This is a genomic window from Nonomuraea sp. NPDC051191 (assembly GCF_044455665.1).
Taxonomy (GTDB): Bacteria; Actinomycetota; Actinomycetes; order Streptosporangiales; family Streptosporangiaceae; genus Nonomuraea.
In genome coordinates, this window is sequence record NZ_JBITEZ010000002.1 from 184945 (window position 1) to 210432 (window position 25488).

29 protein-coding genes are annotated in these 25488 nt (G+C 70.1%); 16 read left to right on the forward strand and 13 right to left on the reverse strand.

The features are described from left to right. Positions 1–18: 18 nt before the first annotated feature. Both ACIA8R_RS05445 and ACIA8R_RS05450 read left to right on the forward strand, forming a co-directional pair. Entirely contained in the window at positions 19–387 is a 369-nt protein-coding gene (locus tag ACIA8R_RS05445) for an RNHCP domain-containing protein (protein ID WP_364089963.1), read from the forward strand. A 1-nt stretch (position 388) separates the two neighbouring features. Then, positions 389–790 carry an RNHCP domain-containing protein gene (locus ACIA8R_RS05450; protein ID WP_397036721.1) on the forward strand — a complete coding sequence of 134 codons (402 nt, stop codon included), beginning with the start codon at positions 389–391 and terminating at the stop codon, positions 788–790. A 142-nt stretch (positions 791–932) separates the two neighbouring features. On the opposite strand, the gene ACIA8R_RS05455 is transcribed toward ACIA8R_RS05450, so the two are convergent. Beyond that, positions 933–1820: a tetratricopeptide repeat protein gene (locus ACIA8R_RS05455; RefSeq protein ID WP_364089957.1), complete on the reverse strand. Its 888-nt coding sequence runs from the start codon at positions 1818–1820 to the stop codon at positions 933–935. A 17-nt stretch (positions 1821–1837) separates the two neighbouring features. Continuing rightward, complete coding sequence (locus ACIA8R_RS05460; protein WP_397036723.1) at positions 1838–3283, reverse strand: aldehyde dehydrogenase family protein; 1446 nt, start codon at positions 3281–3283, stop codon at positions 1838–1840. A 57-nt stretch (positions 3284–3340) separates the two neighbouring features. On the opposite strand from ACIA8R_RS05460, the gene ACIA8R_RS05465 reads away from it, so the two are divergent. Together ACIA8R_RS05465 and pgeF are read left to right on the forward strand one after the other, a co-directional pair. After that, on the forward strand, positions 3341–3931 hold the full coding sequence (locus tag ACIA8R_RS05465; RefSeq protein WP_364089951.1) for a GNAT family N-acetyltransferase: 591 nt from the start codon (positions 3341–3343) through the stop codon (positions 3929–3931). A gap of 71 nt (positions 3932–4002) precedes the next feature. After that, on the forward strand, positions 4003–4710 hold the full coding sequence (gene pgeF, locus ACIA8R_RS05470; RefSeq protein ID WP_357698123.1) for a peptidoglycan editing factor PgeF: 708 nt from the start codon (positions 4003–4005) through the stop codon (positions 4708–4710). A 43-nt stretch (positions 4711–4753) separates the two neighbouring features. On the opposite strand, the gene ACIA8R_RS05475 is transcribed toward pgeF, so the two are convergent. Genes ACIA8R_RS05475 through ACIA8R_RS05485 form a run of 3 tightly spaced genes read right to left on the reverse strand, consistent with a single transcriptional unit; the run spans position 4754 to position 6969 of the window. Further along, positions 4754–5092, reverse strand: coding sequence for a hypothetical protein (locus ACIA8R_RS05475; RefSeq protein ID WP_357698125.1), 339 nt, complete (start codon positions 5090–5092; stop codon positions 4754–4756). A gap of 27 nt (positions 5093–5119) precedes the next feature. Beyond that, positions 5120–6250, reverse strand: coding sequence for an ATP-dependent DNA ligase (locus ACIA8R_RS05480; protein ID WP_397036726.1), 1131 nt, complete (start codon positions 6248–6250; stop codon positions 5120–5122). Beyond that, positions 6247–6969, reverse strand: a complete 723-nt coding sequence (locus tag ACIA8R_RS05485) for a pyrimidine reductase family protein (RefSeq protein ID WP_357698129.1) — start codon at positions 6967–6969, stop codon at positions 6247–6249. The genes ACIA8R_RS05480 and ACIA8R_RS05485 overlap by 4 nt, the downstream gene beginning before the upstream one ends. A 130-nt stretch (positions 6970–7099) precedes the next feature. Here ACIA8R_RS05485 and ACIA8R_RS05490 point away from each other — a divergent pair, with 130 nt between their 5' ends. Continuing rightward, positions 7100–7501 (forward strand): hypothetical protein, encoded by a 402-nt coding sequence (locus ACIA8R_RS05490; RefSeq protein ID WP_364089944.1) that lies wholly within the window; start codon positions 7100–7102, stop codon positions 7499–7501. A gap of 12 nt (positions 7502–7513) precedes the next feature. Here ACIA8R_RS05490 and glgX read toward each other — a convergent pair whose 3' ends face one another. Beyond that, complete coding sequence (glgX, locus tag ACIA8R_RS05495) at positions 7514–9643, reverse strand: glycogen debranching protein GlgX (protein ID WP_357698133.1); 2130 nt, start codon at positions 9641–9643, stop codon at positions 7514–7516. Between the two features lie 33 nt (positions 9644–9676). After that, on the reverse strand, positions 9677–10102 hold the full coding sequence (locus ACIA8R_RS05500; protein WP_357698135.1) for an OsmC family protein: 426 nt from the start codon (positions 10100–10102) through the stop codon (positions 9677–9679). Between the two features lie 157 nt (positions 10103–10259). Here ACIA8R_RS05500 and ACIA8R_RS05505 point away from each other — a divergent pair, with 157 nt between their 5' ends. The 3 genes from ACIA8R_RS05505 (at position 10260) to ACIA8R_RS05515 (ending at position 12646) form a co-directional block, all read left to right on the forward strand. Continuing rightward, a complete protein-coding gene (locus ACIA8R_RS05505; protein WP_364089940.1) occupies positions 10260–10811 on the forward strand; it encodes a sigma-70 family RNA polymerase sigma factor in 552 nt (183 codons plus the stop codon). Then, positions 10811–11701 (forward strand): maleylpyruvate isomerase family mycothiol-dependent enzyme, encoded by an 891-nt coding sequence (locus ACIA8R_RS05510; RefSeq protein ID WP_397036729.1) that lies wholly within the window; start codon positions 10811–10813, stop codon positions 11699–11701. The genes ACIA8R_RS05505 and ACIA8R_RS05510 overlap by 1 nt, the downstream gene beginning before the upstream one ends. A gap of 174 nt (positions 11702–11875) precedes the next feature. After that, positions 11876–12646 (forward strand): SigB/SigF/SigG family RNA polymerase sigma factor, encoded by a 771-nt coding sequence (locus ACIA8R_RS05515; RefSeq protein ID WP_364089934.1) that lies wholly within the window; start codon positions 11876–11878, stop codon positions 12644–12646. Positions 12647–12730: 84 nt separating this feature from the next. Here the strand turns inward: ACIA8R_RS05515 and ACIA8R_RS05520 are convergent, their stop codons facing one another. After that, positions 12731–14077: an ankyrin repeat domain-containing protein gene (locus ACIA8R_RS05520; RefSeq protein ID WP_357698143.1), complete on the reverse strand. Its 1347-nt coding sequence runs from the start codon at positions 14075–14077 to the stop codon at positions 12731–12733. A gap of 167 nt (positions 14078–14244) precedes the next feature. On the opposite strand from ACIA8R_RS05520, the gene ACIA8R_RS05525 reads away from it, so the two are divergent. The 3 genes from ACIA8R_RS05525 (at position 14245) to ACIA8R_RS05535 (ending at position 16264) form a co-directional block, all read left to right on the forward strand. Continuing rightward, entirely contained in the window at positions 14245–15003 is a 759-nt protein-coding gene (locus ACIA8R_RS05525) for a DUF1707 domain-containing protein (protein WP_397036732.1), read from the forward strand. Between the two features lie 71 nt (positions 15004–15074). Continuing rightward, complete coding sequence (locus ACIA8R_RS05530) at positions 15075–15572, forward strand: SigE family RNA polymerase sigma factor (RefSeq protein WP_364089927.1); 498 nt, start codon at positions 15075–15077, stop codon at positions 15570–15572. A gap of 2 nt (positions 15573–15574) precedes the next feature. Beyond that, positions 15575–16264 carry a hypothetical protein gene (locus ACIA8R_RS05535; RefSeq protein WP_397036734.1) on the forward strand — a complete coding sequence of 230 codons (690 nt, stop codon included), beginning with the start codon at positions 15575–15577 and terminating at the stop codon, positions 16262–16264. Between the two features lie 4 nt (positions 16265–16268). On the opposite strand, the gene ACIA8R_RS05540 is transcribed toward ACIA8R_RS05535, so the two are convergent. The 4 genes from ACIA8R_RS05540 to ACIA8R_RS05555 all read right to left on the reverse strand — a co-directional run bounded on the left by ACIA8R_RS05540 (position 16269) and on the right by ACIA8R_RS05555 (position 19911). Then, a complete protein-coding gene (locus ACIA8R_RS05540; RefSeq protein WP_397036736.1) occupies positions 16269–17009 on the reverse strand; it encodes a sirohydrochlorin chelatase in 741 nt (246 codons plus the stop codon). Positions 17010–17032: 23 nt separating this feature from the next. Further along, the gene (locus tag ACIA8R_RS05545) at positions 17033–17761 is read right to left on the reverse strand and encodes a phosphoadenylyl-sulfate reductase (protein ID WP_352328173.1); all 729 of its coding nucleotides are present in this window, start codon (positions 17759–17761) and stop codon (positions 17033–17035) included. A 136-nt stretch (positions 17762–17897) separates the two neighbouring features. Continuing rightward, positions 17898–19571, reverse strand: coding sequence for a nitrite/sulfite reductase (locus tag ACIA8R_RS05550; RefSeq protein ID WP_364089916.1), 1674 nt, complete (start codon positions 19569–19571; stop codon positions 17898–17900). Between the two features lie 103 nt (positions 19572–19674). Next, positions 19675–19911 (reverse strand): putative leader peptide, encoded by a 237-nt coding sequence (locus ACIA8R_RS05555; protein WP_397036739.1) that lies wholly within the window; start codon positions 19909–19911, stop codon positions 19675–19677. Positions 19912–19962: 51 nt separating this feature from the next. On the opposite strand from ACIA8R_RS05555, the gene ACIA8R_RS05560 reads away from it, so the two are divergent. From ACIA8R_RS05560 to ACIA8R_RS05580, 5 genes are all read left to right on the forward strand, one after another. Continuing rightward, positions 19963–21612, forward strand: a complete 1650-nt coding sequence (locus tag ACIA8R_RS05560) for a recombinase family protein (RefSeq protein ID WP_397036741.1) — start codon at positions 19963–19965, stop codon at positions 21610–21612. 152 nt (positions 21613–21764) lie between these two features. Next, on the forward strand, positions 21765–22376 hold the full coding sequence (locus tag ACIA8R_RS05565; RefSeq protein ID WP_397036742.1) for a hypothetical protein: 612 nt from the start codon (positions 21765–21767) through the stop codon (positions 22374–22376). A gap of 806 nt (positions 22377–23182) precedes the next feature. Next, the gene (locus ACIA8R_RS05570; RefSeq protein WP_397036744.1) at positions 23183–23647 is read left to right on the forward strand and encodes a hypothetical protein; all 465 of its coding nucleotides are present in this window, start codon (positions 23183–23185) and stop codon (positions 23645–23647) included. Between the two features lie 22 nt (positions 23648–23669). Beyond that, positions 23670–24590: a hypothetical protein gene (locus ACIA8R_RS05575; RefSeq protein ID WP_397036746.1), complete on the forward strand. Its 921-nt coding sequence runs from the start codon at positions 23670–23672 to the stop codon at positions 24588–24590. Between the two features lie 286 nt (positions 24591–24876). Beyond that, on the forward strand, positions 24877–25161 hold the full coding sequence (locus ACIA8R_RS05580; protein ID WP_397036748.1) for a hypothetical protein: 285 nt from the start codon (positions 24877–24879) through the stop codon (positions 25159–25161). Positions 25162–25306: 145 nt separating this feature from the next. On the opposite strand, the gene ACIA8R_RS05585 is transcribed toward ACIA8R_RS05580, so the two are convergent. Continuing rightward, positions 25307–25435: a hypothetical protein gene (locus ACIA8R_RS05585; RefSeq protein WP_397036750.1), complete on the reverse strand. Its 129-nt coding sequence runs from the start codon at positions 25433–25435 to the stop codon at positions 25307–25309. Positions 25436–25488 lie beyond the last annotated feature (53 nt).

A 25488-nucleotide genomic window follows, 5' to 3' on the forward strand; every position in this document is an offset into this window, starting at 1 on the left:
CGGCAAGGAGAACCCAGGTTGTCTGCCAACGGCAAACCTCGTTCCATCATCAGCACCGACACCTTCGCGTGCGTCCGCTGCGGCCTGACCGTCGCCGCGCACGCCCCCGACGGCGCCCGCCGCAACCACTGCCCGAGCTGCCTGCACTCGCTGCACGTGCTCGACCGGGTGGAGGGCGGCCCGTCGGAGTGCCGGTCGCGGATGAACCCGATCTCCATCGCGGTGCTCCGCACCGGCGACTGGATGATCATCCATCGCTGCTCGCGCTGCGGCGAGCTGACGTCCAACCCGATCTGCGGGGACGACAACCAGCTCATCCTCATGCGCATGGCCGTACGCCCGCTCGCACAGCCGCCGTTCCCGCTCGAAGCGTTCGGCGACCTGTGACATGCCCAGGAAGAACCCTGGCCGGGCCAGGCCGCAACAGCCCAAGGCCGTACAGCGGGGCGAGCGCGGCGACGCGTTCCGCTGCGTCGGCTGCCGGCTGGACGTACCGATGGACGCGCCGGGAACGGCGCACCGCAACCACTGCCCGCACTGCCTGACCAGCCTGCACGTCGACCACCGGATCCCGGGGGACCGGCGGGCGGGCTGCCGGGGCCCGATGGCGGCGCTGAGCGTCACCGTGAGGCCGGACGGGGAGTGGCTGATCATCCACCACTGCCAGGCGTGCGGCGGGCTCAGCGCCAACCGCATCGCCGGCGACGACAACGCGCTGGCCCTGCTGCGCGTCGCCGTCCGGCCGCTGTCCGACAGCCGCCTGCCGGTCAACGCGCTGCTGGCGCTGTGAAGACGCGTTCTGCGTGAGACGCGCCTCTGAGACGCGTTCTGTGAGGCGCGCCTTGTGAGGCGCGCCTTGTGAGGCGCGCCTTGTGAGGCGCGTTCGTGAGACGGCGGGTCGTCCTTCGGGGCGGCCCGCCCCTCGCGTCGGCCTAGTCGTCCCCGAACTCCAGGCGCAGGGCCAGCGTGAAGTCGGTCACCGCCTCCTCGTGGCGTTCCATCTCCTGGAAGATCTCGCCGCGCACCCGGTAGGCCCAGATGTACTCGGGGTCCAGCTCGACGGCCCGGTCCAGGTCGCGCAGCGCGGCCTCGTTGTCGCCCATCTCGCTCAGCACCGCGCCCCGGCTGCCGTACGCCCGGTCGTTGTCGGGGTCCAGCTCGACCGCGCGGTTCAGGTCGGCCAGCGCCTCCTGGTACCGGTCGATCATGCGCAGCGCCTCGCCGCGCCGGCTGAGCGCCCGTACGTGGTCGGGGTCGGCCGCCAGAGCCCTGGTGTAGTCGTCGATGGCCTCGCTGTAGAGGTGCATGCGCTGGTACAGGTCGCCGCGCGCCACCCACGAGTACGCCAGCTCCTCGTTCAACGCGATGATCTTGGCGTGCTCGTCCAGGGCCTCGGCCAGCCGGTCCATGTCCACCAGGGCGTCGGCCTTGGCCTCCAGGATCCACAGGGACTCGGGGGCGAGGGTGAGGGCGTGGTCGAAGTCCTCCATCGCCTCCTCGAGCCGGCCGAGCGCCGCGTACGCCTGGCCGCGCGAGCCCAACGCGTACGCGCTGTCGGGCTCCAGTCTCAACGACTCGTCGAAGTCCGCCAGGGCGGCCTCGTACCGCTCGATGACCCGATGGCTCTCACCGCGCAGCCGCCAGGCGCGGGCGTTGTCCGGGACCAGCGCTATCGACTCGGTCAGATCGGCGATAGCGGCCTCGTGCCGCGACAGCGCGATGTACGATTCGGCTCGGCTGCGCAACACTGACGCGCGCGACTGGGCGGCTGCCTCGGTCAGCTCGGTCAGCTCGGACTGGTCGTTGATCCCCTCGCTCATGGAGGGAATCTATCTAACTAAATCTGGATGATGGCCGCCTTTTCGCGGGTGTACTCCAGGACCGAGTCGTGGCCGTACCCGCTGTCCTTCACGCCGCCGAACGGCAGGCCCGGAGGCATCTGGCGGTAGGTGTTCACCCACACGGTCCCGCTCTGCAGATCCCGTACGAACCGGTGCGCCCGCCCGAGGTCCCGCGTCCACACCCCGGCCGCCAGCCCGTACGGCGAGTCGTTGGCGATCTCCAGCGCCTGCTCGTCGCCGTCGAACGGGATGGCCACCGCCACCGGCCCGAAGATCTCCTCCTGGCAGATGCGCAGGCCGTTGTCCTCGGTCGTGTAGAGCGTGGGCGCCACCCAGTAGCCGCCCGGCAGGCCGGGCACCACCTCGGCCCCCGACCGTCCGCCGAAGACCAGCTCGGCCCCCTCCTTCTCGGCCGTCTCCAGGTACGACCGCACCCGCTCGAACTGCCCGGCCGACACGATCGGGCCCATGGACGTGGCCAGGTCGAGGGGGTCGTCCAGGACCAGCCCGGCGCAGATGTGCCTGATCCGCCCGAGCAGGTCGTCCCAGATCGACCGGTGGACGAGGATGCGCGAGCCGGCCACGCACACCTGCCCGGCGTTGCCGGTGTAGACCGAGTTCACCGTGACGCCCTGCGCGGCGGCGTCCAGGTCGGCGTCGGGGAAGACGATGTTGGGCGACTTGCCGCCCAGTTCGAACGTCAGCGGCTTCAGCGCGTCCGCCGAGGCCCGGGTGATGGCCTGGCCGGTGGCCGTGGAGCCGGTGAGGCTGACCTTGGCGACGTCCCGATGCCGGACGAGCGCGTCGCCGACCTCCTCGCCGAGCCCGCTGACGATGTTCAGCACGCCGGGCGGGAACACCTCGGCCAGCAGCTCGCCCAGCCGCAGCACCGACGCGCTCGCCTGCTCGGCGGGCTTGACGATCACCGTGTTCCCGGCGGCCAGGGCGTAGGCGGCCTTGGCGGAGAAGGTGGAAATGGGGGAGTTCCAGGGGATGATGCAGACCGCCACCCCGTACGGCTCGCGCCGCGTCAGCCCCAGCGTGTCGGGGCCGAGCAGGACGGTGTCGCCCTTGACCGCGTCCAGGCACTGCCCGGCGGCGAGCTGCCACAGGTACGCCATGCCCGGCAGGTCCTTCTTGAGCGTGTCGCGCAGGATACGGCCGTTGTCGCGGGTCTCCAGCCGGGCCAGTTCCTCGGCGTGCCGGCCGAACAGCTCCGACACCTTGCGCAGGAAGTGCGCCCGGCCCAGCGCGGGCATGGCCGACCAGGCGGGGAAGGCCGCCCGCGCCGCCGCCACGGCGGCCTCGGCCTCCCGTGCGCCACTGGCCGGGATGCTCGCCCACGCCTCGCCGGTGGCGGGGTTGACGGTGTCCATCGTCCGGTCCGCGGGGACCAGCTCGCCGCCGATGAGATTGCGATACTCAGGCACGCGCCCAAGCATATGCTTGCTTGCCAGCGATGGGCCAGTCCTGGATGGATCGGGGCATAATGGTCTTCCGTGAAGATTGAGCTGACCTGGCCGGAAACCGCCGACGAACCCGTGCTCGCCGCCGTCCACCGCGTGCTGCACGCCGTCGTCGAGCTGGGTGGCGCCGTCGGCTACCTGGCGCCGCCCACCCGGGACGAGACCGACCCCTGGGTGCGGGCCGCGCTCGCGTCGGCGGCGAACGGCGAGGGCCGCCTCGCCCTCGCCACGGTCGACGGCACGGTCCAGGCCATGGGGGTCTGGCGCCGCGGCCAGGAGGCCGTCTTCCGGCACTCCGGCGAGATCGGCAAGGTCATGGCCCACCCGGAGGCGCGCGGGCTCGGTCTCGGCCGGCTGGTCGTGTCCGGCCTCGCGGACGACGCCCGCGCCGCCGGCATCGAGACGCTCACACTGCGCGTGCGCGGCAACAACCACGGCGCGATCGCCCTGTACGGGAGCCTCGGGTTCCGTGAGTGGGGGCGGCTGCCGAACGTCGTCGAGGTGGGGGAATGGCGCTTCGACGAGGTGAGCATGTATCTGGAACTCGGCCGCCGGCCCGGCGTCATCCTCCACGGCTCCTCCCCGGGCGGCCCCGGCTCCTCCCCCAACCCCGCAACCCCCTGATCCACGACCCTTGGCCCGTCCCTGGCGGTCCGGCTCCTGTTCGCCCGGGAGTCGCGGTTAGGATCGGGGGCATGCTGCTGGCCCCCGGAGTGCACGCCGTCGTCACCGACCGCCACGGAGGGGTCAGCGCCCCGCCGTACGGCTCGCGCAACCTCGGCGGCATGGTCGGCGACGACCCGGCGGCCGTACGGGCCAACCGCGAGACCCTGGCGGCCGAGCTGGGCGTGCGCGCCGTCGTGTACATGCGCCAGGTCCACGGCGCCGAGGTCGCGTACGTGAGCGAGCCCTTCGGCGACGACCCGCCGCCGCTCGACGGCGTGTTCACCACCGAGCCGCGCCTGGCGCTGGCCTCACTGGGCGCCGACTGCCCCGCCGTGCTGGTGGCCGACCCCGAGGCGCGGATGGTGGGCGCCGCGCACTCCGGCCGTCCGGGCACCGAGGCGGGCGTGGCCACCGCCCTCGTCGAGGCCATGGCCGCCAAGGGCGCCCGCCCCGGCAGGATGGTCGCGCTGATCGGCCCGGGCGCGTGCGGCCGCTGCTACGAGGTGCCCGCGGAGCTGCGCGACCGGGTCGCCTCGAAGGTGCCGGCGACCTGGTCGACGACGTCGTGGGAGACCCCGGCGCTCGACCTGCGGGCCGGGATAGAGTCCCAGCTCAGGGCGGCGGGCGTGCCCGACGTGCGGCACGACGCGCGCTGCACCATCGAGTCCGCCGAGCTCTACTCCCACCGCCGCGAACAGCCCGGCGGCCGATTCGCCGGCCTCATCTGGCTGACCTGACCCCGGGGCCTCGCCGGACGGCGGCGGCGCCCGGGCCGGGGGCCTACTTCTCGCGGGAGCTGTTGAAGACCACGTTGACGATGATGATCCCCACCCAGATCGGGATCATCATCAACGCCCGCCCGCCCCCCGCGAACGCGAGCGCGATCGTGGACAGCGTGCCCAGGGAGAGCGAGACGATCGCCAGTGCCAGCCGCTGCCCGTCCGACCCCCTGGCGGGCGCCTTGGCGCGCGGAGCCGCGCCGGCCAGGCGCTGGTCGACGCGCCGATCGACCTCCTGGCCCACCTTGTCGAGGAACGACTCCACCAGCGCGTCCTCGAAGTCGGGGCCGAGGTCGCGCCGCGCGGACACGGCCGCCTTGAGCTCATCACCGGTGGTCATACGGGAGAGACTAGACCGCTTTGCCCCCTAACGGGCGAGGATGTCATCGAGATCGTAACTGACCGGCCGTTCCAACTGTTCGTACGTGCACGACTGCGGGGTACGGTCGGGCCGCCAGCGCCGGAAGTGCGCCGTGTGCCGGAACCGGTCGCCCTCCATCTGGTCGTAGGCCACCTCGATCACCAGCTCGGGCCTGAGCGGGATGAACGACAGGTCCTTCTTGGCGTTCCACCGCGACACCGCGCCCGGCACCCGCTGCCCGCCGGTGGCGGGCCCCGCCGCCGGCTGCCCGGCGTTGGCGGCGGACTGCTCGGCCCATTGGCCCCACGGGTGCTCACTCAGCTCCGCCAGGTACGGCCTGAGCTCCTCCACCAGCTCGGCCCGGCGCGCCATGGGGAACGACGCCGCCACGCCCACGTGGTGGAGCCGGCCGTCGTCGCCGTACAGGCCGAGCAGGAGTGAGCCGACGATGGGCCCGCTCTTGTGCTCGCGGTAGCCGCAGATCACCACGTCGGCCGTGCGCTCGTGCTTGACCTTGAACATCGTGCGCTTGTCGGGCACGTAGGGCTGGTCGCCCGGCTTGACGATGATGCCGTCGAGCCCCGCCCCCTCGAACGTCTCGAACCATTCGCGCGCCTGCTCGTCGGCGGTGGTGACCGGCGTCAGCCGGACGGACCCGCCCTTGTGCGGGAACAGCTCCTCAAGCCGCCGCCGACGCTCGGAGAACGGCTCCTCCATCAGCGACTCGTCGCCCACCGCCAGCAGGTCGAAGGCGACGAACTGGGCCGGCGTCTGCTCCGAGAGCAGCTTCACCCGCGAGGCGGCCGGATGGATGCGCTGCTGGAGGGCGTCGAAGTCGAGCTGCGCCCCCCGGGGCAGCACGATCTCGCCGTCGACGACCACCTTGTCGGGCAGCTCGGCCTTGACCGCCTCGACCAGCTCGGGGAAGTAGCGGGTGAACGGGCGCTCGTTGCGGCTGCCGAGGTAGACCTCGTCGCCGTCGCGGAACACGATGCAGCGGAAGCCGTCCCACTTGGGCTCGTAGAACAGCGTGCCGTCCTGTTTGGGCATGGCCTTGACCGGCTTGGCCAGCATCGGCGGCACGGGCGGCCGGACCGGCAGGTTGGGCACCGGCTCTTCGACGGGCTGCTCGGTCATGGGCTCTGCTCCCTCGTGTATCTGCAGAAGAGGACCCCCTCCTCTTCCAGGACCTGGCGGAGGTCAAGCGGGACCTGCGCGGCCACGCCGTTCAGTATGCGGGCCGCGCCGCCCGCGACCAGCATGGGACTCACCGACAGGCACAACTCGTCGATGAGGTCGTCGGCCGAGAGCTGCGCGTTGATGCGCGGGCCGCCCTCGCACAGGACGCGGGTCAGGCCGCGCTCGTGCAGCTCGCGCACGGCCAGCCGCATGTCGACGCCGTCGTCGCCGGCGATGATCAGGTCGGACCGCTGGGCGGCCAGTTTGCGCCGCTCGGCGGGCGCGGCCTCGCAGGTGATCACGATCGTCGGGCTGGTCGCGTCGGTGAACAGCTCGCCGTCGAGGTCGAGGTCGAGGCTGCGGGTGATCACCGCGATCGGTGGCACCTCCGGACGCCCGGCCCGCATCGACGACCAGGAGGCGCGCGGCTTGACCGGGCCGTAGCCCTCGGTGCGGACGGTCGCCGCCCCCGCGACGATCACGTCGGACATCCCGCGCAGGACGCCGAAGATGCGCTTGTCGCCCCTGCTCGACAGCCCGCCCGAGCGCCCCTTCAGCCAGGCCGCGCCGTCGGCGCTGGACACCATGTTGAGCCGCAGCCAGGGCCGCCCCTCGGGGTAGGCGTACGCCTGCTCGATGTCCGGGTTGTCTTGAATGTCGGGATAGATGCGCCGCACTCCTCTACCTTGGCACACCCCACTGACAATCCGTCCCGGGGGTTTGCCGCCGACAGCACTTTTGGGTAATCGAAGGACGAAAGGCCCCTTGCCTGCATACGGTGACGGAAGGGACTTGCCGGGAGGGAACGTGGGCCTGGTCACCGCCGCCGCATGGGCGATCGCCGCACTGATCGGGGTGTACCTGCTCTACCGCTGGCTCTCGGCCGGCGGCCTGCGCGGGCAGGAGGCCAAGGTCACCCGCTTCCCCGTGACGCTGCTGCTGTCCCATCCGGCGCTCGCGGTGTCGTCGCTGGCCTGCTGGGTCGCGTACGTGCTGACCGGCAGCGTGCCGCTGGCCTGGATCGCCTTCTGCGGGCTCACCGTGGCGGCGCTGCTCGGCTTCGCGATGTTCACCCGCTGGCTCGGCGGCGGACGTCACCAGCGCCGGGCCACCGGCTTCCCGGTGCTCGCGGTGGTCCTGCACGGCGTGGCCGGGGTGACCACGTTCGCCCTGCTCCTCGTCACGGCCGGCATCGCCCGCCTCTTCTAGCGGCCCGGCCGGCTACGGCGTCCGGGGCTCCCTGGGCAGCCGCAACACCTGGAACGACCGGCCGGTGACCGCCACCAGGTCGCCCGCCCGCCACCGCTCGTCGCCGGACGCCTCCTCCACCACGTCGTGACCGGTGTCGAGCACCGGCAGCCACTCGGCCCCGAACTCCGGCCCCGGCAGCGTGAACGACAGGTTCTCGTGGTGGGCGTTGATGAGCAGGAGGAAGGAGTCGTCGACGATCCGCTCGCCACGGGGGCCCGGCTCGGTGATGGCCTCGCCGTTGAGGTAGACCATCAGCGACTTGGCGTAGCCGGTGTGCCAGTCGCCGGCCGTCATCTCCTTGCCGCCCGGGGTCAGCCAGACCAGGTCGCGTTTGCCGTTGTCGGGGTGGCGGCCATGGAAGAAGCGGCGGCGCTGGAAGACCGGGTGCTCGCGGCGCAGCTTCGACAGCGTGCGGACGAACGCCAGCAGGTCGGACTCGGCGTGCAGCATCGACCAGTCGATCCAGGCCAGCTCGTTGTCCTGGCAGTAGGCGTTGTTGTTGCCCCGCTGCGTGCGGCCGATCTCGTCGCCGTGGGAGAGCATGGGCACGCCCTGCGACAGGAACAGCGTGGTCAGGAAGTTGCGGCGCTGGCGGCGGCGCAGCGCGACGATGTCCGGGTCCTCCACCGGCCCCTCGGCGCCGCAGTTCCAGGAGCGGTTGTCGTTGGTGCCGTCGCGGTTCTCCTCGGCGTTGGCCTCGTTGTGCTTGTGGTCGTACGAGACCAGGTCGGCCAGGGTGAAGCCGTCGTGGCAGGTGACGAAGTTGATCGAGGCCACCGGGCGGCGGCCGGAGGACTCGTAGAGGTCGGCCGAGCCGGTCAGGCGGGAGGCGAACTCGGGCAGGGCGGAGTTCGTGCCCCTCCAGAAATCGCGCACGATGTCGCGGTATTTGCCGTTCCACTCCGTCCAGAGCGGCGGGAAGTTGCCGACCTGGTAGCCGCCCGGCCCCACGTCCCAGGGCTCGGCGATCAGCTTCACCTGCGAGATCACCGGGTCCTGCTGGATGAGGTCGAAGAACGCGCTCAGCCGGTCGACGTCGTGCAGCTCCCTGGCCAGGGCCGAGGCCAGGTCGAAGCGGAAGCCGTCGACGTGCATCTCCAGCACCCAGTAGCGCAGCGAGTCCATGATGAGCTGCAGCGCGTGCGGCGAGCGCACGTTGAGCGAGTTGCCGCAGCCGGTGTAGTCGAGGTAGTAGCGCCGGTCGCCGTCGTGCAGGCGGTAGTAGTTGACGTTGTCGATGCCCCGGAAGCCCAGTGTGGGGCCCATGTGGTCGCCCTCGGCCGTGTGGTTGTAGACCACGTCGAGGATGACCTCGATGCCCGCCTCGTGCAGCGCCCGCACCATGGCCTTGAACTCCAGCACCTGCTGGCCCCGCGTGCCCGAGCCGGAGTAGCGGCCGTGGGGCGCCAGGTAGGCCATCGTGTTGTAGCCCCAGTAGTTGGTCAGCCCCCGGGCCACCAGGAAGTGCTCGGGCACGTAGTGGTGCACCGGCATGAGCTCGACCGCCGTCACGCCGATGGACAGCAGGTGCTCGATGATCGCCGGATGCCCCACCCCCGCGTACGTGCCGCGCAGCTCCTGCGGCACGCCCGGGTGGCGCATGGTCAGCCCCCGCACGTGCGCCTCGTAGATCACCGTCTCGTGGTACGGGATGCGCGGCGGCCGGTCGTTGCCCCACTCGAAGAACGGGTTGACCACCACGTTCTTCGGCATGTACGGGGCGCTGTCCTCCCTGTTGCGCACCGACGGATCGGTGAAGTAGTAGGGGAACAGCGCCTCGTTCCAGGTCAGGTCGCCGTCGATGGCCTTGGCGTAGGGGTCGAGCAGCAGCTTGGACGGGTCGCAACGACGCCCCTGCGACGGCTCGTACGGCCCGTGGACGCGGTAGCCGTACCGCTGGCCCGGCTGGATCCCCGGCAGGTAGCCGTGCCAGACGAAGCCGTCGACCTCCGGGAGCGGGACCCGCTCCTCGCTGTCGTCATCGTGAAAAAGGCACAGCTCGACCCGCTCGGCGACCTCGGAGAACACGGCAAAGCTGGTGCCGACGCCGTCCCAGGTGCCGCCGAGTGGATAGGGCTCGCCCGGCCAGACCTCGCGCATGTGACCCGATTGTCGCACGCCAAAGCGCTCCCGTTAGAGGAGTTCGGCGTTCAGTGTGATCGTGGTGCCCGCCAACGCCTTGCTGACCGGGCAGTTCGCCTTGGCGGTCGCGGCGGCCTCCTGGAACTGCTCGGCCGTGATGCCCGGAACCTGTCCCTGCACGGTGAGCACGATGCCCGTGATGCCCTCACCCGGCTGGAACGTCACGTCCGCGCTCGTGCGCAGCGACTCCGGCGGCGTGCCCGCGCCGGCCAGGCCGTGCGACAGGGCCATGGCGAAGCAGGAGGAGTGGGCGGCGGCGATGAGCTCCTCCGGCGAGGTCTTGCCGCCCGCCGCCTCGGCCCTGGAGGGCCAGGAGACGTCGAACGTGCCCACGCCCGAGGAGTCGAGCGAGACGGTGCCCGAGCCGTCGAGCAGGGCGCCCTTCCACTGCGTGGTGGCGGTGCGGGTGGTGGCCATGGCGGGTGATCCCTCCTGTCGTCGTCCTCTCGACACTATCGTGGGCCTCAGGAGCCGCCGCGGGGGGTCGTCCGCCTCAACATTTCCGGCGAACAATGGCATGCTCGGGTCGCGGCGCACCCGCCGTCTTGGTCCGGACCACGGGAGTGTGGTGCCAGTGGAGGCACCGTACGACGACCGCCTGCTGCACCAGCGGGTGGTCGGCGGCGACGAGTCGGCGCTCGGGGAGGTCTACGATCGGCTGTCCGCGCTGATCTTCGGGCTCTCCTTACGGGTCACCAGGGACCGTGTGATCGCCGAGGACATCACGCAGGAGGTGTTCCTGGTGTTCTGGGAGCGCCCGCTGGCCTACGACCCGGAGCGCGGCACGCTGCGCGCCTGGCTCGCCACGATCGCCCACCGCCGCGGGGTCGACCACGTACGGGCCGAGGAACGCCGCCGGGTCTCCGTCCTCGGGCCGAAGCTGTTCGAGCGCGAGCCCGTACGGCCGGAGGACACCGTGCTGGCCGCCGAGGAGGCCGAGCGCGTTCGGCAGGCGGTGACGTCGTTGCCCGAGGGGCTGCGCCGGCCGGTCGAACTGGCCTACTACGGCGGCCGTACCTATCGGCAGGTGGGTGAGGAGCTGGGCGTGCCCGAGGGCACGGCCAAGTCGCGCATCCGGCTGGCGCTGCGGCGCCTGGCGGACGCGCTGGCGGAGGAAGAAGGCTGATGGATCCTGTCGAGCGCCTCTTTCTGGACGCGTTGATGGAGGACCCGGCGGTGCCGGTCGGCTCCCTGCGCCCGCAGCTCCTGGCCGGCGCCAGGGCCCGCCGCCGCCCCGCGGCGCCGACCGCCGGCTGGGCGCGGCCGTACGCGGGCCGCGTCGCCGCCATGGACGCGCTGCTGGCCTCGGCCGTGGACGACGACTGGTCGCGCGTCATCGTCGAGGGCTGGACGTTGCAGGAGCTCGTGGCCCACCTGGCCGCCAAGGACGGCCTGCTGGCCGCCTCCGTCGGCGCGCCCGTGCTCGGCCCTCCGCCGGCCGCCTCCGACGGGGCCGGCCGCACGGCCGACGTGCAGGCGTACGAGCGGGCCCGCAGCCCCGAGCAGACCAGGCGCGACTGGCGGGCCCAGGCCGACGCCCTCTGCCGCCACCTGGACGGACTCGACCCGGCCCGGCCGGCCACGGTGGACGGCATGGAGGCGGCCGTGCGCGACCACGTCCTGGCCAGGAGCCTGGAGACGTGGGTGCACACCGCCGACGCCGCCACGACGGCCGGGATCCGCCTGCCCGACCCCGTGCCCGAGCACATCCGCCCGACGGCCGACCTGTGCGCCCGCCTGCTGCCCTGGACGATGCTGCTGTCCGGCCTGGACGGCTCCGGCCGCACCCTCCTGCTCACGCTGACCGGCGCCGGCGGCGGCGAGTGGCGGATCCCGCTCGGCGTCTCCGACACCGCGCCGGGCACGCCGGACGCCCACGTGACGGCCGACGTGGTCGCGTTCTGCTTCCTGCTGGGCGGCAGGGGAGAGCCGGACACGTTCCCGGCCGAGCTGACGGGCGACCTCGCGCTGGCCCGCGACGTCCTGACCACGGCTCCCGCGCTGTCGGGGCCGTGAGCGGGTAGGCTGTGATCGATTTGTTACCTAATATAAGGTGATAAATCGGGATCCATAGGGAATCCTTTGATCCGAAGTCCAGCAGAGGGCTTCATCTCACGTTCAAACGTGGCGTGCCTCTGCCTGGGCTTTTTCCATGGGCAGAGCCGCCATCGGGCATATGGAGCTACTCAGATGGCCGTCCTGGAAATCGCACTCGACGAAATGACCGCCGAACAGCTTCTGGCTGAGATGAACAGGCCGGAAGCCTCGGACGAGCACAAGGCCCGCATCCGCGAGCGCGTCGTCACCATGTACGACTCCCTCGTCACCGAGGTCACCCGTCGCTACCGCCACCAGCGCGAGCCGATGGAGGACCTGCGCCAGGCCGCGTACGTCGGCCTGATGAAGGCCATCAACGGCTTCGACCCCGAGCTCGGCCACGAGTTCCGCGGCTACGCCATGATCACGATGGTCGGCGAGGTCAAGCGGCACTTCCGCGACCGCACGTGGGCCGTCAAGGTGCCGCGCGTCTACCAGGAGCGCAGGCTGGAGCTCAACAAGGCCACAGCCGACCTCACCCAGACGCTCGGCCACTCGCCCACCGTCTCCGAGCTCGCCGCGCACATGAACATCACGGAGGAGGACGTCCTGCTCACCATGGACGCCTCGACCGCCTACAGCGCCCTGTCGCTGGACGCCCCCGTCGGCGGCGACAACGACGGCGCCGACCTCGGCGACTTCCTGCCCTCCCAGGACGACTCGCTGGACACGCTGCTCGGCAAGTACGCCGTCAAGCCGCTCATCGACGCCCTGCCGTCGCGCGAGCGCAACATCCTGCTGATGCGCTTCTACGGCAACATGACCCAGTCGGAGATCGCCGCCGAGTTCGGCATCTCGCAGATGCACGTCTCCCGCATCCTGCGCGCCGTGCTCACCCGGCTCCGCACCGCCCTGTCGGACTGACCGGGCGGGCAGGCGGTCCGCGGCCCGGCCGAGAACCCGCGCCCCCGGCGGCCCCGCACGGCGGGGGCGCCGGGGGCGCCGGGATCACTCCTCGCCGATCCCCGTGACGAGGTCTCTGGCGTAGTCGTCGTCGCTCTCCTCCAGCACCCGCCGGACGCCCTGCTCGGCCCGCTCGTCGCCGCGCGTCGCGAGCCCCCGCGCCGCCTCGGCCACCGTGCGCAGGTCGGCGTCGCCCAGCCGGTCGGCCAGCGCCTCCCGGATGCGGGGCGTGTCCGCCGACAGCCCGGCCAGCCCGGCCGTGGCCCAGTCGCGGATCTCGGCCTCCTCGTCCCGGGACATCTCGATGAGCAGGGCCAGGCCCTCCTCGTGGTCGGCGGGCAGGACGTCGGCCAGCGCGATGGCGTCCGTCATCGTGCGTTTGTGGCCCGGCCGGCCGATGATGTCGAGCACGGCGGGCAGCGCGCGCGGGTCGCCCTGGTGCCCGAGCGCGGCCAGCACCGAGCGCAGCACCTGCGGGTTGCCCTCGGTGGTCACCATCTTCTGCAGCAGCGCGAGAGTGCGGTCGAGATAGGGCTTCTCGCCGTCGGCGAAGCCGAACTGGGCGATCGCGTCGACCCCGAACTCCCGCTCCCGCGCGTCCTCGCTCACGCACAGCCGGGCCAGGGCCTCGTACGTCTCGTCGTCGGCCCGCCGGCCCAGCGAGTCGGCCACGATCCACCAGGTCTCGGCGTCCTCGTCGACGTCGCGGTGGGCGACGGCCCTGGCGACGAGCTGGTCGGCCGGCGTGTAGACGCCCGCCGCGTCCTCCAGGACGGTCGCGATGGCGGCGTGGCCACGCTGGGCCTGCACCTGCTCGGTCTCCGAGCCGTCGGGGGAGCGGCCGGCCACGGTGACCAGCTCGGTGCCGTCCTTGGCGTACTGGCGGCCGACGACGTACTCCCAGCCCTCCTGGGCGATCTGGTCGAGCAGCGCGGACTCCAGGTGCACGCCCACCCAGTCGGCCGCGATGTCGAGCGGGCTGTCGCCGTCGCCGTCGAACTTCTCGTGGTCGGCGCCCGCCTCCAGCAGCGTCTGCACCACGCCCAGCGCCCCGCGCCTGGCCGCCAGCGTCAGCGGCGTGTCGCCGTCGTCGTTGGCGGCGTCGAGCTCGGCCCCGGCCTCGATCAGCACGCGGGCGGTGGCGGCGTGGCCGTTGGCGGCGGCCCACAGCAAGGCGGTCCAGCCGCCGGCCTCGCGGCCGTCGACCGCGGCCCCGGCAGCGAGCAGCGCCTCGACGACCTCGACGCGGTCCCAGGCGGCGGCCGCGCAGAGCGGCAGCCCGGCCTCCTCGCCCTCGCTGGCCTTGTTGGGGTCGGCGCCCCCGGTGAGCAGCTTGCCCACGGTCTCGGTCTCGCCGTTCAACGCCGCGCGGTAGAGCTGTTCCTCATGCATGACAGGACCCTAGCGTCTTCGCCGCCCGGGGTCGCCGGAGCACGCTGACGGGCGCGCGCGGCAGCGGCCAGGGGGGTGGTGCCGGGGAGCGTGCCCATCCAAGGGTGTACGGATGTTCCTCCCAAGGGAGGAGTCCAGATCGGTCCAAGACGCGATATGTTGCGTCTATGACAGATCCGGGTGAGGTGCGCGCGTCGGACGCCGAACGCGAGGCCGTCGTGGAGCAGCTCCGTGTCGCCTCGGTCGAGGGCCGGCTCACGCTCGCCGAGCTGACCGACCGTACCGAGGCCGCCTACACCGCGACCACGCACGCCGAGCTCGCGCTGCTCACCCAGGACCTCCCCATGGGCGCCGGCCCCGTGCCCGCCCCGGCCCACCAGGGTGGCAGGCAGGGCGGCAAGCGGCGCTGGTTCGTCGGCATCATGGGCGACACCAAGCGGCGCGGCACCTGGCGCATCGACCAGGAGCTGGGCGCGGTCGCCGTCATGGGCGACGTGCTGCTCGACCTGCGCGAGGCCGAGGTGCGCACGGACGTGGTCGATGTCACGGCGGTGTCCGTGATGGGCGACGTCAAGATCATCGTGCCGGACGGCGTGAACGTGGACCTCGACGGCGTCGCCGTGATGGGCGACAAGAGGGTCGACGTGCTGGAGGCGGCCCCCGGGATGAACGTGCCGGTGATCCGGGTGCGCGCCTACGCCGTGATGGGCGACGTCAAGGTGCTCGGCGACTCCCGCGCCCAGCCGCTCAAGCGCGGTCTGGCCGCCTGGCGGGAGCACTGGCGGGCGCTGCACGGCGACGACTGGCGCGAGATCGGCCGCCGGATGCGCGACGACGCCCGCGAGGTCGGCCGGCAGATCCGCGACGAGCACCGCGCCCTGGAGCACGAACGCCGCGAACGCCGCCGCGACCACCGGGGCTACTGAGGCCGTGCAACGTACGCGGGGGTCCTCGGCGTACTGATCGGTGAACATCACCGGACAGTGAGGATCTCTCGATGCGGGATCGTGCCGACTTCGAGCGCTACGTCGAGCAGCGCTCGGCCCGCCTGCTCAGGACGGCGTACCTGCTGTGCCGCGACTGGGCCATGGCGGAGGACCTGACGCAGACCGCGCTGGCCAAGGCCTGGCTGGCCTGGCGGCGCGTCGGCGCGGACCCCGACGCCTACGTCTACCGCATCCTGGCCAACACGCACGCCTCCTGGTGGCGGCGGCGCTGGCGGGGCGAGGTGGCCACGGGCGAGCTCCCGGACCAGCCGCAGCGGGACGAGACGGCCGGGATCGGCACCCGTGACGCGCTCAGGGCCGCCCTGGCCGCGCTGCCGCCCAAGCAGCGGGCCGTGGTCGTGCTGCGGTACTTCGAGGACCTGCCCGACGAGGCGATAGCCGGGATCGTGGGTTGTTCGGTGGCCACCGTACGCAGTCAGGCCAGCCGCGCGCTGGCCAAGCTGCGGCTGGACCCCGCGGCCAGGGCCGCGGCGGAGACCGGGAGCTGACGATGACAGAACAGCGACTGCGCGACCTGCTCGACCACGACAGCGCCGGAGCGCCCCCGGGCGGGATCCCGCTGGCCGACGTGGACGCCCGCGTCCGCCGCCTGCGGTGGCGCCGGGGCCGGGCGGCGGGCTCGGTGGCGGCGGCGGCCCTGGCGGTCACGGCCGTCACGGTGCTCACCGTGGACGCCCGGCCCGTTCCCCAGGCCGCCTCCGCCTCCGGAGACGTGTGGGTCGGCGCCCTGGCTGAGCCGTCGCCCGGCCGCGCCCAGCCTGGCCTGCCGCTCTTCCACGGCTACTCCCAGGGAGGCAGGCGGGAGACGTTCACCTTCAGGGCGAAGGCCGAGAGGCTGTCCTTCGCCCTCACCTGCCCGTCCGGCGGCTACGGGCTGGTCTGGCTCAACGGCGACCTGGCCGCCACCGGCGCGTGCGGGCCCACGGTCCGGCAGCCTCCCGGCTGGTTCGGCGACGCCACGGCCCGCGACGGCGTGAACGAGGTGAGCGCCGCCGTCGTGCGGGCCGCCGACGTGGGAACCGGCCCGATGACCGCCGCGAGCGCCGAGCTGCTGCTGGCCAGGACCGCGTCCTACGCCGCCGAGTGGCGGCTGACGCTGGTGGACGCCCGCACCCGCTCGTGCCGGGCCGACGTGATCCGGGTCGATCCGAGGAGCGGCGAGATCACGGCTCGGTGCTGAGCGCTCAGCCGGCCACCGGGACGCGGTCGAGCAGGGCCGCCTCGTACCGTTCGAGCAGCACGTCCACCAGCTCGGGCGCAGGGCCGAGCACGTCGGCGCAGACGGCCGGGGCGGTGACCCGGCGGATGCGGTCGGCGAAGAAGCCGGGAGCCAGCAGGTAGGGGGCGACGGCCACGCGCGGCGCGCCCGCGGCCCGAAGCCGCGCGACGGCCTCCTCGGGGGTCGGCCCGGCGGCCGAGGCGTAGGCCGCGGTCACCGTCCACCAGCCGGCGCGCCGCCAGGCGCGGGCCATGCCGGCGACCACCTCGTTGGCCCTGGCGTCGCTCGAACCGGCCGAGACCAGCACCACCGCCGTGTCGGGGTCGCCGGCCGGGACGCCCGCCTCCGACAGCCGCCGCTCCAGCGCCGGCAGCAGCAGCGGGTGCGGCCCGAGCGTCGTGCCGTAGCGCACCCGCAGGCGCGGGTCGCGTGCGCGGGCCTCGTTGAGCGCGGCGGGCAGGTCGACCCGGCTGTGGTAGGCCTCGGTGAGCAGCAGCGGCAGCACCACGGCCTCGCCCAGCCCGTCGAGCGCCTGCCCCAGCGTGGGGGCGCAGTGGTCGAGGTAGGCCACCCGCACCGGCACCTCGGGACGCGCCAGGCGCACGCGGTCCAGCAGCGCGGCCACGGTGGCGGCGGCCCGCGGGTCACGCGACCCGTGCGCCACCGCCACCAGTGGCACGCGCCCGGGGGCCGGCCCGCCTGCCAACGGGACGCGGCCCCTTCCGGGGATCACAGGTGAATGCCGCATTCGACCTTCCCCAGCCCCGCCCAGCGGCCGCTGCGCGGGTCCTCGCCCTCGGCCACCTGGCGCGTGCACGGCGCGCAGCCGATCGAGGGGTAGTTGTCGTAGTGCAACGGGTTGATCAGCACCCCGTTGTCGGCGATGTAGTTGTCGACGTCCTCCTGCGTCCAGGCGGCGATCGGGTTGACCTTCACCATTTGGCGCTTGGCGTCCCACTCGACGACCCTGGTGTCCGTACGGCTGGACGACTCGTCCCGGCGGATGCCGGAGATCCACGCCAGGTACGGCTCCAGCGCCCGGTTCAGGGGCTCCACCTTGCGCAGGTAGCAGCACAGGTCCGGGTTGCGGCCGAACAGGCGCGGCCCGAGGTCGCGATCCTGCTCCTGGACCGTCCTGGACGGCTTGATGTCGATCACGTTGACGTCATAGACCTGCCGCACCGCGTCACGCGTGCCGATGGTCTCGGCGAAGTGGTAACCGGTGTCGATGAACAGCACGTCCACGCCGGGTTTGACGCGGCTCACCAGATCGATGAGCAACGCGTCGCTCATGGAGGACGTCAGGCACAACCGGTCGCCGAACGTCGCCGCGGCCCACCGGATGATCTCCCGGGCCGGGGCGCCCTCAAGGAACGTGGCGGCGGACTCGACGATGTCCTGCAGGTCGAGCGTGCCGCGCTGATCTCTTAAACCGACTTCGATGTCGACCAGCGTCATATCTTCACTCCGATTCCGAGAAACTTCAGCTTGAAGGCGCGGGCGCAGGCGCGGCAGTACCAGCCGCCGTCCCCCTCGTAGGGCTCCAGGTCCTCGTCGCCGCAGTACGGGCAGTGGAAGGGAACCGCTCGCGTGGTCATTTCAGGTCCGCCTCGTCCGCGCGCTGCACCCAGTTGGCGAAGGTCTCGCCCTCCTTCTTCTGGGCGTCGTAGTTGCCCACCACGCGCTCGACGTAGTCGGGGAGGGCCTTGGCGGTGGTCTTCAGGCCGCGCACCTTGCGGCCGAAGCCCGACTCGACGCCGAGCGAGCCGCCCAGGTGGATCTGGTAGCCCTCGACCTGCTCGCCGTTCTCGTCCACGACGAGCTGGCCCTTCAGGCCGATGTCGGCGACCTGGATGCGGGCGCAGGAGTTGGGGCAGCCGTTGACGTTGATGGTGAGCGGCTGCTCGAAGTCGGGCAGCCGCCGCTCCAGCTCGTCGATCAGGTGCGCGGCGGTGGCCTTGGTCTCGACGATGGCGAGCTTGCAGTACTCGATGCCGGTGCAGGCCATCGTCTGGCGGCGGAAGGTGGAGGGGTTGACCTGGAGGTCGTTGGCCTCCAGCTCGGCCACGAGGGACTCGACCCGGTCCGGCGCGACGTCGAGGACGACCATCTTCTGCTCGACGGTGGTGCGCACCCGGCCCGAGCCGTGCCGCTCGGCGATGTCGGCGATCGTGTGGAGCTTGTCGCCGTCGAGGCGGCCCACCTTGGGCGCGAAGCCGACGTAGAAGTTGCCGTCCTTCTGCGGGTAGACGCCCACGTGGTCGCGGCGGCTGCCGCGCGGCAGGGCCGGCGCCGGGCCGTCGGGCAGGCTCTCCTTGACATACTCGGTCTCCAGCACCTCGCGGAACTTCTCCACGCCCCAGTCGTTGACCAGGAACTTCAGCCGGGCCCTGTGGCGCAGCCGCCGGTAGCCGTAGTCGCGGAAGATGCCGATCACGCCCGCGTAGACGTCGTCGACGCGGTCAGGGCTGACGAACACGCCGAGGCGCTTGGCCAGCATCGGGTTGGTGGACAGGCCGCCGCCGACCCACAGGTCGTAGCCCGCCTCGCCGTGCTCGTTGACGACGCCGACGAAGGCCACGTCGTTGATCTCGTGCACCGTGCAGTGGGCCGGGCAGCCGCTCAGCGCGCTCTTGAACTTGCGCGGCAGGTTGGAGTACTCGGGGTTGCCGATGAACTGCCGGTTGATCGCGTGGATGTCGTCGGTGGCGTCCAGCACCTCCTCGGCGTCGATCCCGGCCAGCGGGCAGCCCAGGATCACGCGCGGGGTGTCGCCGCACGCCTCGGTGGTGGACAGGCCGACGGCCTCCAGGCGCTCCCAGATGTCGGGCACCGACTCGATCTCGATCCAGTGGAGCTGGATGTTCTGCCGGTCGGTCAGGTCGGCCGTGCCGCGGGCGTACTCGTTGGCGATGTCGGCGATCGTGCGGAGCTGGCGCAGGTCGAGCTGGCCGCCGTCGATGCGCACGCGGAGCATGAAGTAGCGGTCGTCGAGCTCCTCCGGCTCCAGGATCGCGGTCTTGCCGCCGTCGATGCCGGGCTTGCGCTGGGTGTAGAGGCCGTACCAGCGCATGCGGCCGCGCAGGTCGGCGGGGTCGATCGAGTCGAAGCCCCGCTTGGAGTAGACGTCGATGATGCGCTGGCGGACGTTGAGGCCGTCGTCGTTCTTCTTGTTCTCTTCGTTCTTGTTCAGCGGCTCCCGGTAACCGAGGGCCCATTGGCCTTCGCCGCGCGGGCGCTTGTGATGCCGGCTGGCAGGGGTGCTCATTGCGCGTCCTTCGAATTGTGGGCGCGCGCAGCGTTCCTCCTGCCTCGTCGTCGAGTGCAGGGGTTCAGGTGGTTGCGACGCGCTCTGCGGTGGAGAAGATGAGTTAGCGGGCGTCGCAACAGATGGCACTGCGGACACGCTGAAGGTCGACGTGGCGTCGACCGACGAGCATGGGGTCCGCTGGCATACCTCTGAAGATACTCCGGAGATCCCGGATGTCCAAGATGGGGTCCAGAGTCTGGACTCCGCCGGACCCTAACCCTGGCGCGGCCAGTCGAGCGCAGACTCCTGCGGCCGCTCCTCGCTCTGGTGCTGGCAGTAGCACTGAACAAATACCCATAACATCCGTTGCGTGTCCAAAACGGACATTCAGGCATGAAGGGTATTGCCGGTGCGTGCGCTGCTCGCCATCCGCCTGTCGGTCTTGACCGACGAAACCACCAGCCCAGAGCGTCAGCTCGCTTGGACCTCAGGGGAAGCTGAGCGGCGCGGTTGGTCCGTCGTCGGCGAGGCCGTGGACCTGGACGTGTCCGCGACCAAGACGAGTCCCTTCGAGCGCCCCAACCTCGGCAAGTGGCTCAACGAGAGGGCCCACGAGTTCGACGCCGTGATCTGGTGGAAGCAGGACCGGGCCGTTCGATCTATGGCGGACATGGCCGAGTTGGCCAAGTGGGCCAAGCAGAACCGCAAGGTGTTGGTGTTCGCGGAGGGGCCCAGCGGTGGGCCGATCTCCTTCGACCTTTCCTCGGACATTGTTGCCGAGCTGATCTTCATGATCTTCGCTTTCGCGGCCCAGATGGAAGCGCAGTCCATCTCGGACCGGACCACAGACGCCAAGAAGTACATGCGCCGGATCGGCCGCCACCCTGGCGGTTCAGTGCCGTACGGGTATATGGCGGTGGGGACGTCGAGCGGCTGGCGACTTGTCCACGATCCTGTCTATGCCCCGATCATCCAGGGCATCGTTAACCAAGTGCTGGCGGGTCACTCCGTTCGATCACTAGCCCGTGATCTCACCCTCCAGGGCATTCCCACCCCTAAGGATCTCCAGCGGATACGCAACGGAAAATGGCACCCGCCAATGGCGCTGCGCCACTGGAGCCCTGCCGGGCTGACCGAGATCCTTCGCTCGCGGAACCTTCTGGGACAGCAGACGTTCAAGGGCGGTAACGGGCGTGGGCCGGAGGAGGTCGTCAGGGGCGACGACGGCATGCCTGTAATGCGGGGCGAGCCGCTAGTCTCCCGCGCGACTTGGGACCAACTCCAGGAAGTCCTGAACGAGCGGACGATGAAGAAGTCCGGCAGCAGAGCAAACGCCTCCCTGCTGCTTCGGGTGCTGTTCTGCGCAATCTGTAGCCAACCGATGCACGAGAACCGCAGCTCGCGCGGGGAGCGCTATTACAAGTGCGCTTCCGGAAAGCTGTTCCCATGCGGGAACCGATCTATTCAGTCAGACAAGGTCGAAACGCTATTCGTGCGGAACCTGTTTACGCTGCTGGGCGACCTGCCGCGTTTCGTGGAGAGGCGACTCCCAGGGGAGGATCATACGGAGGAGCTGAAAGAGCTTCAGGCCAACTATGAGGCTGTGTCAGTTCAATTGGCGAGCGCACGTTCCAGCACCGCCCGGGTAACCGCACAACGTAATATGGATGCACTTGATGCGCGAATCGCGGCGCTTGAAGCTCTTCCCGTCGTGGCCCCGCGTACCGACTGGGTGCCTACGGGCGAGACATGGGGTGAGTACTGGGAGAGCCTTGATGTGTCGGAGAAGAATGCCTTTCTCCGTTCCTCCGGGGTCTTCATGAGCTACGTCAAAGTCATGCCCGGCGGCCGTGCCTGGGTGGATGCATCGGACTCCGAGTCCATGCCGCAGGTGGTTTACGTGCCGCCGCCGGTTGCTCCGTCGCCGCGTAGCAGGCAGGGAGAGCCTTTCTTCCATATGCATTTCGGCATCTTTCCGGAGCTTGCGGCCAAGGCGGTCGGCGTTCCAAGTCAAACGCTTTCCGGCATGCTAGACGCCGTAGCGCGTGCTGAGGGGTAGACAGCCGATCTAGACGTTCACGACGGGCCCCGGCCCGGACAAGGGCCGGGGCCTCTCCATGTCACGGTTTGTCCAAGTCGGACGGCATCAGGTATCCATGCGAGCGTGACGTGTCTCCGCGTCTTCCCAGCTCACGGCCCCATAGGAACTCCATGTCAGATGACACCGCCACCAACAAGGTCGTCTCCCGCCAGATCGTGACTGCCGACAGCGACTCGATCCTGCAGTGGCAACGGATGGTGTACCGCGAGTTTGGGGAGAAGCGTGGCTTGCTGCGACACCCGGACATCACTCGCGCGGCGCTCCATCTGGCCGTAGGTGTATCGCTGTCGGTCAACGGACGACGGAACGTCAGTGAAGTGGGCATCCGGCATATCGCCCGCATGGTCGGCTATTCCGGGAATGGGCATGATCTCTACGAACAACTCGGCCATCTGCTGACGCTGGGCTTCCTGACCCAAGACGGGGTCGGTGGCAAAGGCGGCACGGCTCCTCGGCTGGCACTATCGGTGCCGTGCTCGCTAACGGGTGATCTGGACAGGGTGAAGAACAACGGGTACAGCGCGCTGCTGTACGCGCTCAAGCCTGAGGTGGTGACCGTGGCCGATAAGCAGGCCAAGGCCGTGCCATCGGCAGTTGCGGGCCAGGGTGAAGCCCTGGGTGCCGGAGCCTCTGCCCCTGTGGCCGAGGTGAACCCAGATGATGCGGCGCAGGCGTGGAAGCGCTCGGTCAATGACGGCCTGCCGGAAGGCTGGGCCATTTAGGACGGCCAGCATGCGCTCCTGTGCCCCGTTCAGCGGTGCACAAGTAGTAGTACCAGTTGGAGGAGTAGGTGGAGCTGTAGCCACAGCTACAGCGACAGGAGCAGGTGAAGGTGGAGAACGAGGGCTAGGTTCAGCTAGCCCCGCGACCGAGGAGACGACACCAGGAGTTTCCGTGAGGGCTGCGACTCCTGATCACCCACCTTCTTTATTAGCTCACTTCGTGCCCCGGTCCCCAAGGCCGGGGCACTTCTTGTTGTTGTGTCAGAGGACTCCTCGGAGACAACAGCCGGCCGATCTAACGGCCGGTTCTCGACATGTGACGGACCTCACTCCATGCGGCCTGCACAGCCTGGCCGGAGTCCGGGTCATATACAGGTAGGGCAAGTTCGGTGACGATTGTCACGTGCCTCCGCCTGGCCCTCCCGGCCTTTGTCCGGCAGATAGACATGGGGAGAAAGGAAATCCACCCCTCTCCTAGGGTGACCAACCTCACTGCAGGCGGTTCGTGCGGATTAGCGAAATTCACAGGTATAAAGAGGTGTAGATGCGGATCTGGTGACCAACATCACACCTCTCGGACTGCACGAATCCGAGAAATGCGCACCTATATACATTTGGGGGGAGTGAGAGCCACCGTGGGCTTCGCTCCCCCTTCGGACTTCTCTGGAGAGTCCACCCCTATATGTACTTGTCGAGGGGGCTAGGCCGTAGGGCCGAGACCCTTTGCCTCACCCAGGCAGTCTTCGGACTGCCTTTTTTCATGCCCGCCGCCTGGAATGGGCGGCGACCATCACAGGAGATCCGAAATGGACGACATCACGACTGAGGCCACCACCGCACCCGAGCCGGTGGCCGACGTTGAAGGAAACCCCCAGTTCGAGAACGACGCAGACCGCTGGAAGCACTTCAGCCGCGTCAACGAGAACAAGTGGAAGCGAGCCACTGCCGACCTGGAGGCCGCAACGGCCAAGGTGGCGGAGCTGGAGCAGATCATCGCCCAGCGGCGCGAACAGGACACCCTCACCCAGCTTCGCACCATCGCCCGCGATGAGTGCGGCGTGGAGCTGGACGACGAAGCCCTGACCGCGCTGAACCTCACGGCCTTCATTAACGAGGCCGGAGACGTGGACTCCACCGCCCTTACCGGGTTCCTTAGCCGTTTCGGTCCCTCCGAGCCCAAGTTCGCCCAGAATCTCGGCATCGGCCCGCAGAGACAGTTCGGCTATTACCAGGAGCCCAGCATTCCGCTCGACGCTCGCCAGCGTCGCTAACTGTCTCTGAAAGGACAATCCCTTGGCCATCGAGCCGATGCCCGCATACGCCCACGACGGCACTTATTCGTTCGTGCCCACCGAGTGGAGCAACGAACTCCTCACCCAATTCGACCCGCTGCTCGTCTGGGCCTCGCCGCTGGTGGCCAACCGCCAGTATGAGGGGAACGTGAGCGACAAGGGCGACCGCGTTGTGGTGAACGGGATCATCCGTCCCAACGTCGGCAAGTACACCCACGCCGACGGCATGACCATTCAGCACCTGGCCACGGTTGAGCAGTACCTCGACATCACCGAAGCTGAGTACGTCGCCTTCTACGTCCACAACATCGAGCAGGTCCAGGTGGAAGGGGCACTTGCGGCCCCGGCCACCCAGGAGTCCATTAAGGCTCTGGCGACTGCCACCGACACGTTCGTCGGTAGGACGGTGGCGGCCTCCGCGACCGCGATGCCGCAGGTGGACGTGAGCGGCATCAGCAAGAGCTACGACAAGGGCGAAGCGCTCCTCGAAGCGGTCTTCGATGCGATGGAGCGCCTGGACACCGCCAACGTCCCCGGCGGCCGGTACGTGGTCGTCTCACCCAAGGTCAAGCGCTACCTGCTGCGCGCCCCGGACATCGCCAACGCCGCCGCCCTCGGTCAGGGCGGGGCCACCGCCAACGGTGTGGTCGCCCGGCTGGCCGGGTTCACGGTCGTGTCCACCACGGCCATGCCGACCGGCGTGGACATCCTCGCCGGGCACCAGTCGTTCACCACGTTCGCGTCGCAGTTCACCAGCTTCCGTCAGCAGCCGGTGGAGAAGTTCCGCACGACTCAGATCGACGCCCTGCACCTGTACGGCGCACGCGTGCTGTCGTTCCCCGGTGGCGCCCAGCCGACCAAGCCGGACGCAGCCGTCAAGGACTCCGAAGGGCTGCTCAAGGCCGCTGTGAAGTGGGCCTGATCGTCCAGAGCAGGCCACGGACGACTGACAAACTGTCAGCCATTCCGAAGGGATGCTGTGCACTCCCTCTCGACGGGCAAGGGTACCCGGAAGCGAGTACCCTTCTCGCCCGCCAGACGCGGCTGTACTCAATTCTGAGGGCCTTTTGAAGGCCGCCGTGAAGTGGTCCTGACCTTCAAGGGTTGACCGCCTGAAGGGTAGCCACATTCCGGAGACCCTTTCCAGCCCTGCCCCCAGGTTCTCCGTGAGCCTGGGGGCTTTTTCGCGTGTCAGGAGAAGATTCATCATGCATGAGTTCGGCCCGGAAGGGCGACGGCTCTGGGAATCAGTCACCGAGGAATTCGATCTGCCCGAGGACAAGCTGACGCTGTTGCGCCGGGCCTGCCATACCGCCGACATCTGCGCCCGACTGGAGGCCGAATTGGCGGTCGGTGACACCGTGGACATCGGGTCCAAGGGCGCGGCCGTGGTCAACCGTCTCATCACCGCCCACCGGCAGAGCAGCGAGACCTTGGCCCGCCTGCTGCGGGCCCTTGAGCTGGTCACCTTGGACGGGAGTGAGCGAGGGTGAACAACTACGGCCACGCCTACCAGGCCAGGGCTAACGGCCGGTTTGCCGGCGGACGCAAAAGGCCAGGTAGAGGAAGCCGGCGAGTGGGCCCGGAGCCCGAGTGCTGCCCAAGTGCCGCCCAGGGCCACGAGTGGGAGTGCCCCGTCTACCGGGCCAGCGAGGAGCACCGGGCGTTCATCGCCGGATGCATGTCGGCGGGCTGCGCCACCGCCCCGGCCTGCGCCGTCAGCCCCGAGTTCCTGCCGTGCCCCATCTGTCCGAGCTGACTGCTCACACCATGCCCCGAGTTCGTCCTGCGTGGACGGCTCGGGGCCTTTTTGGTTTAGT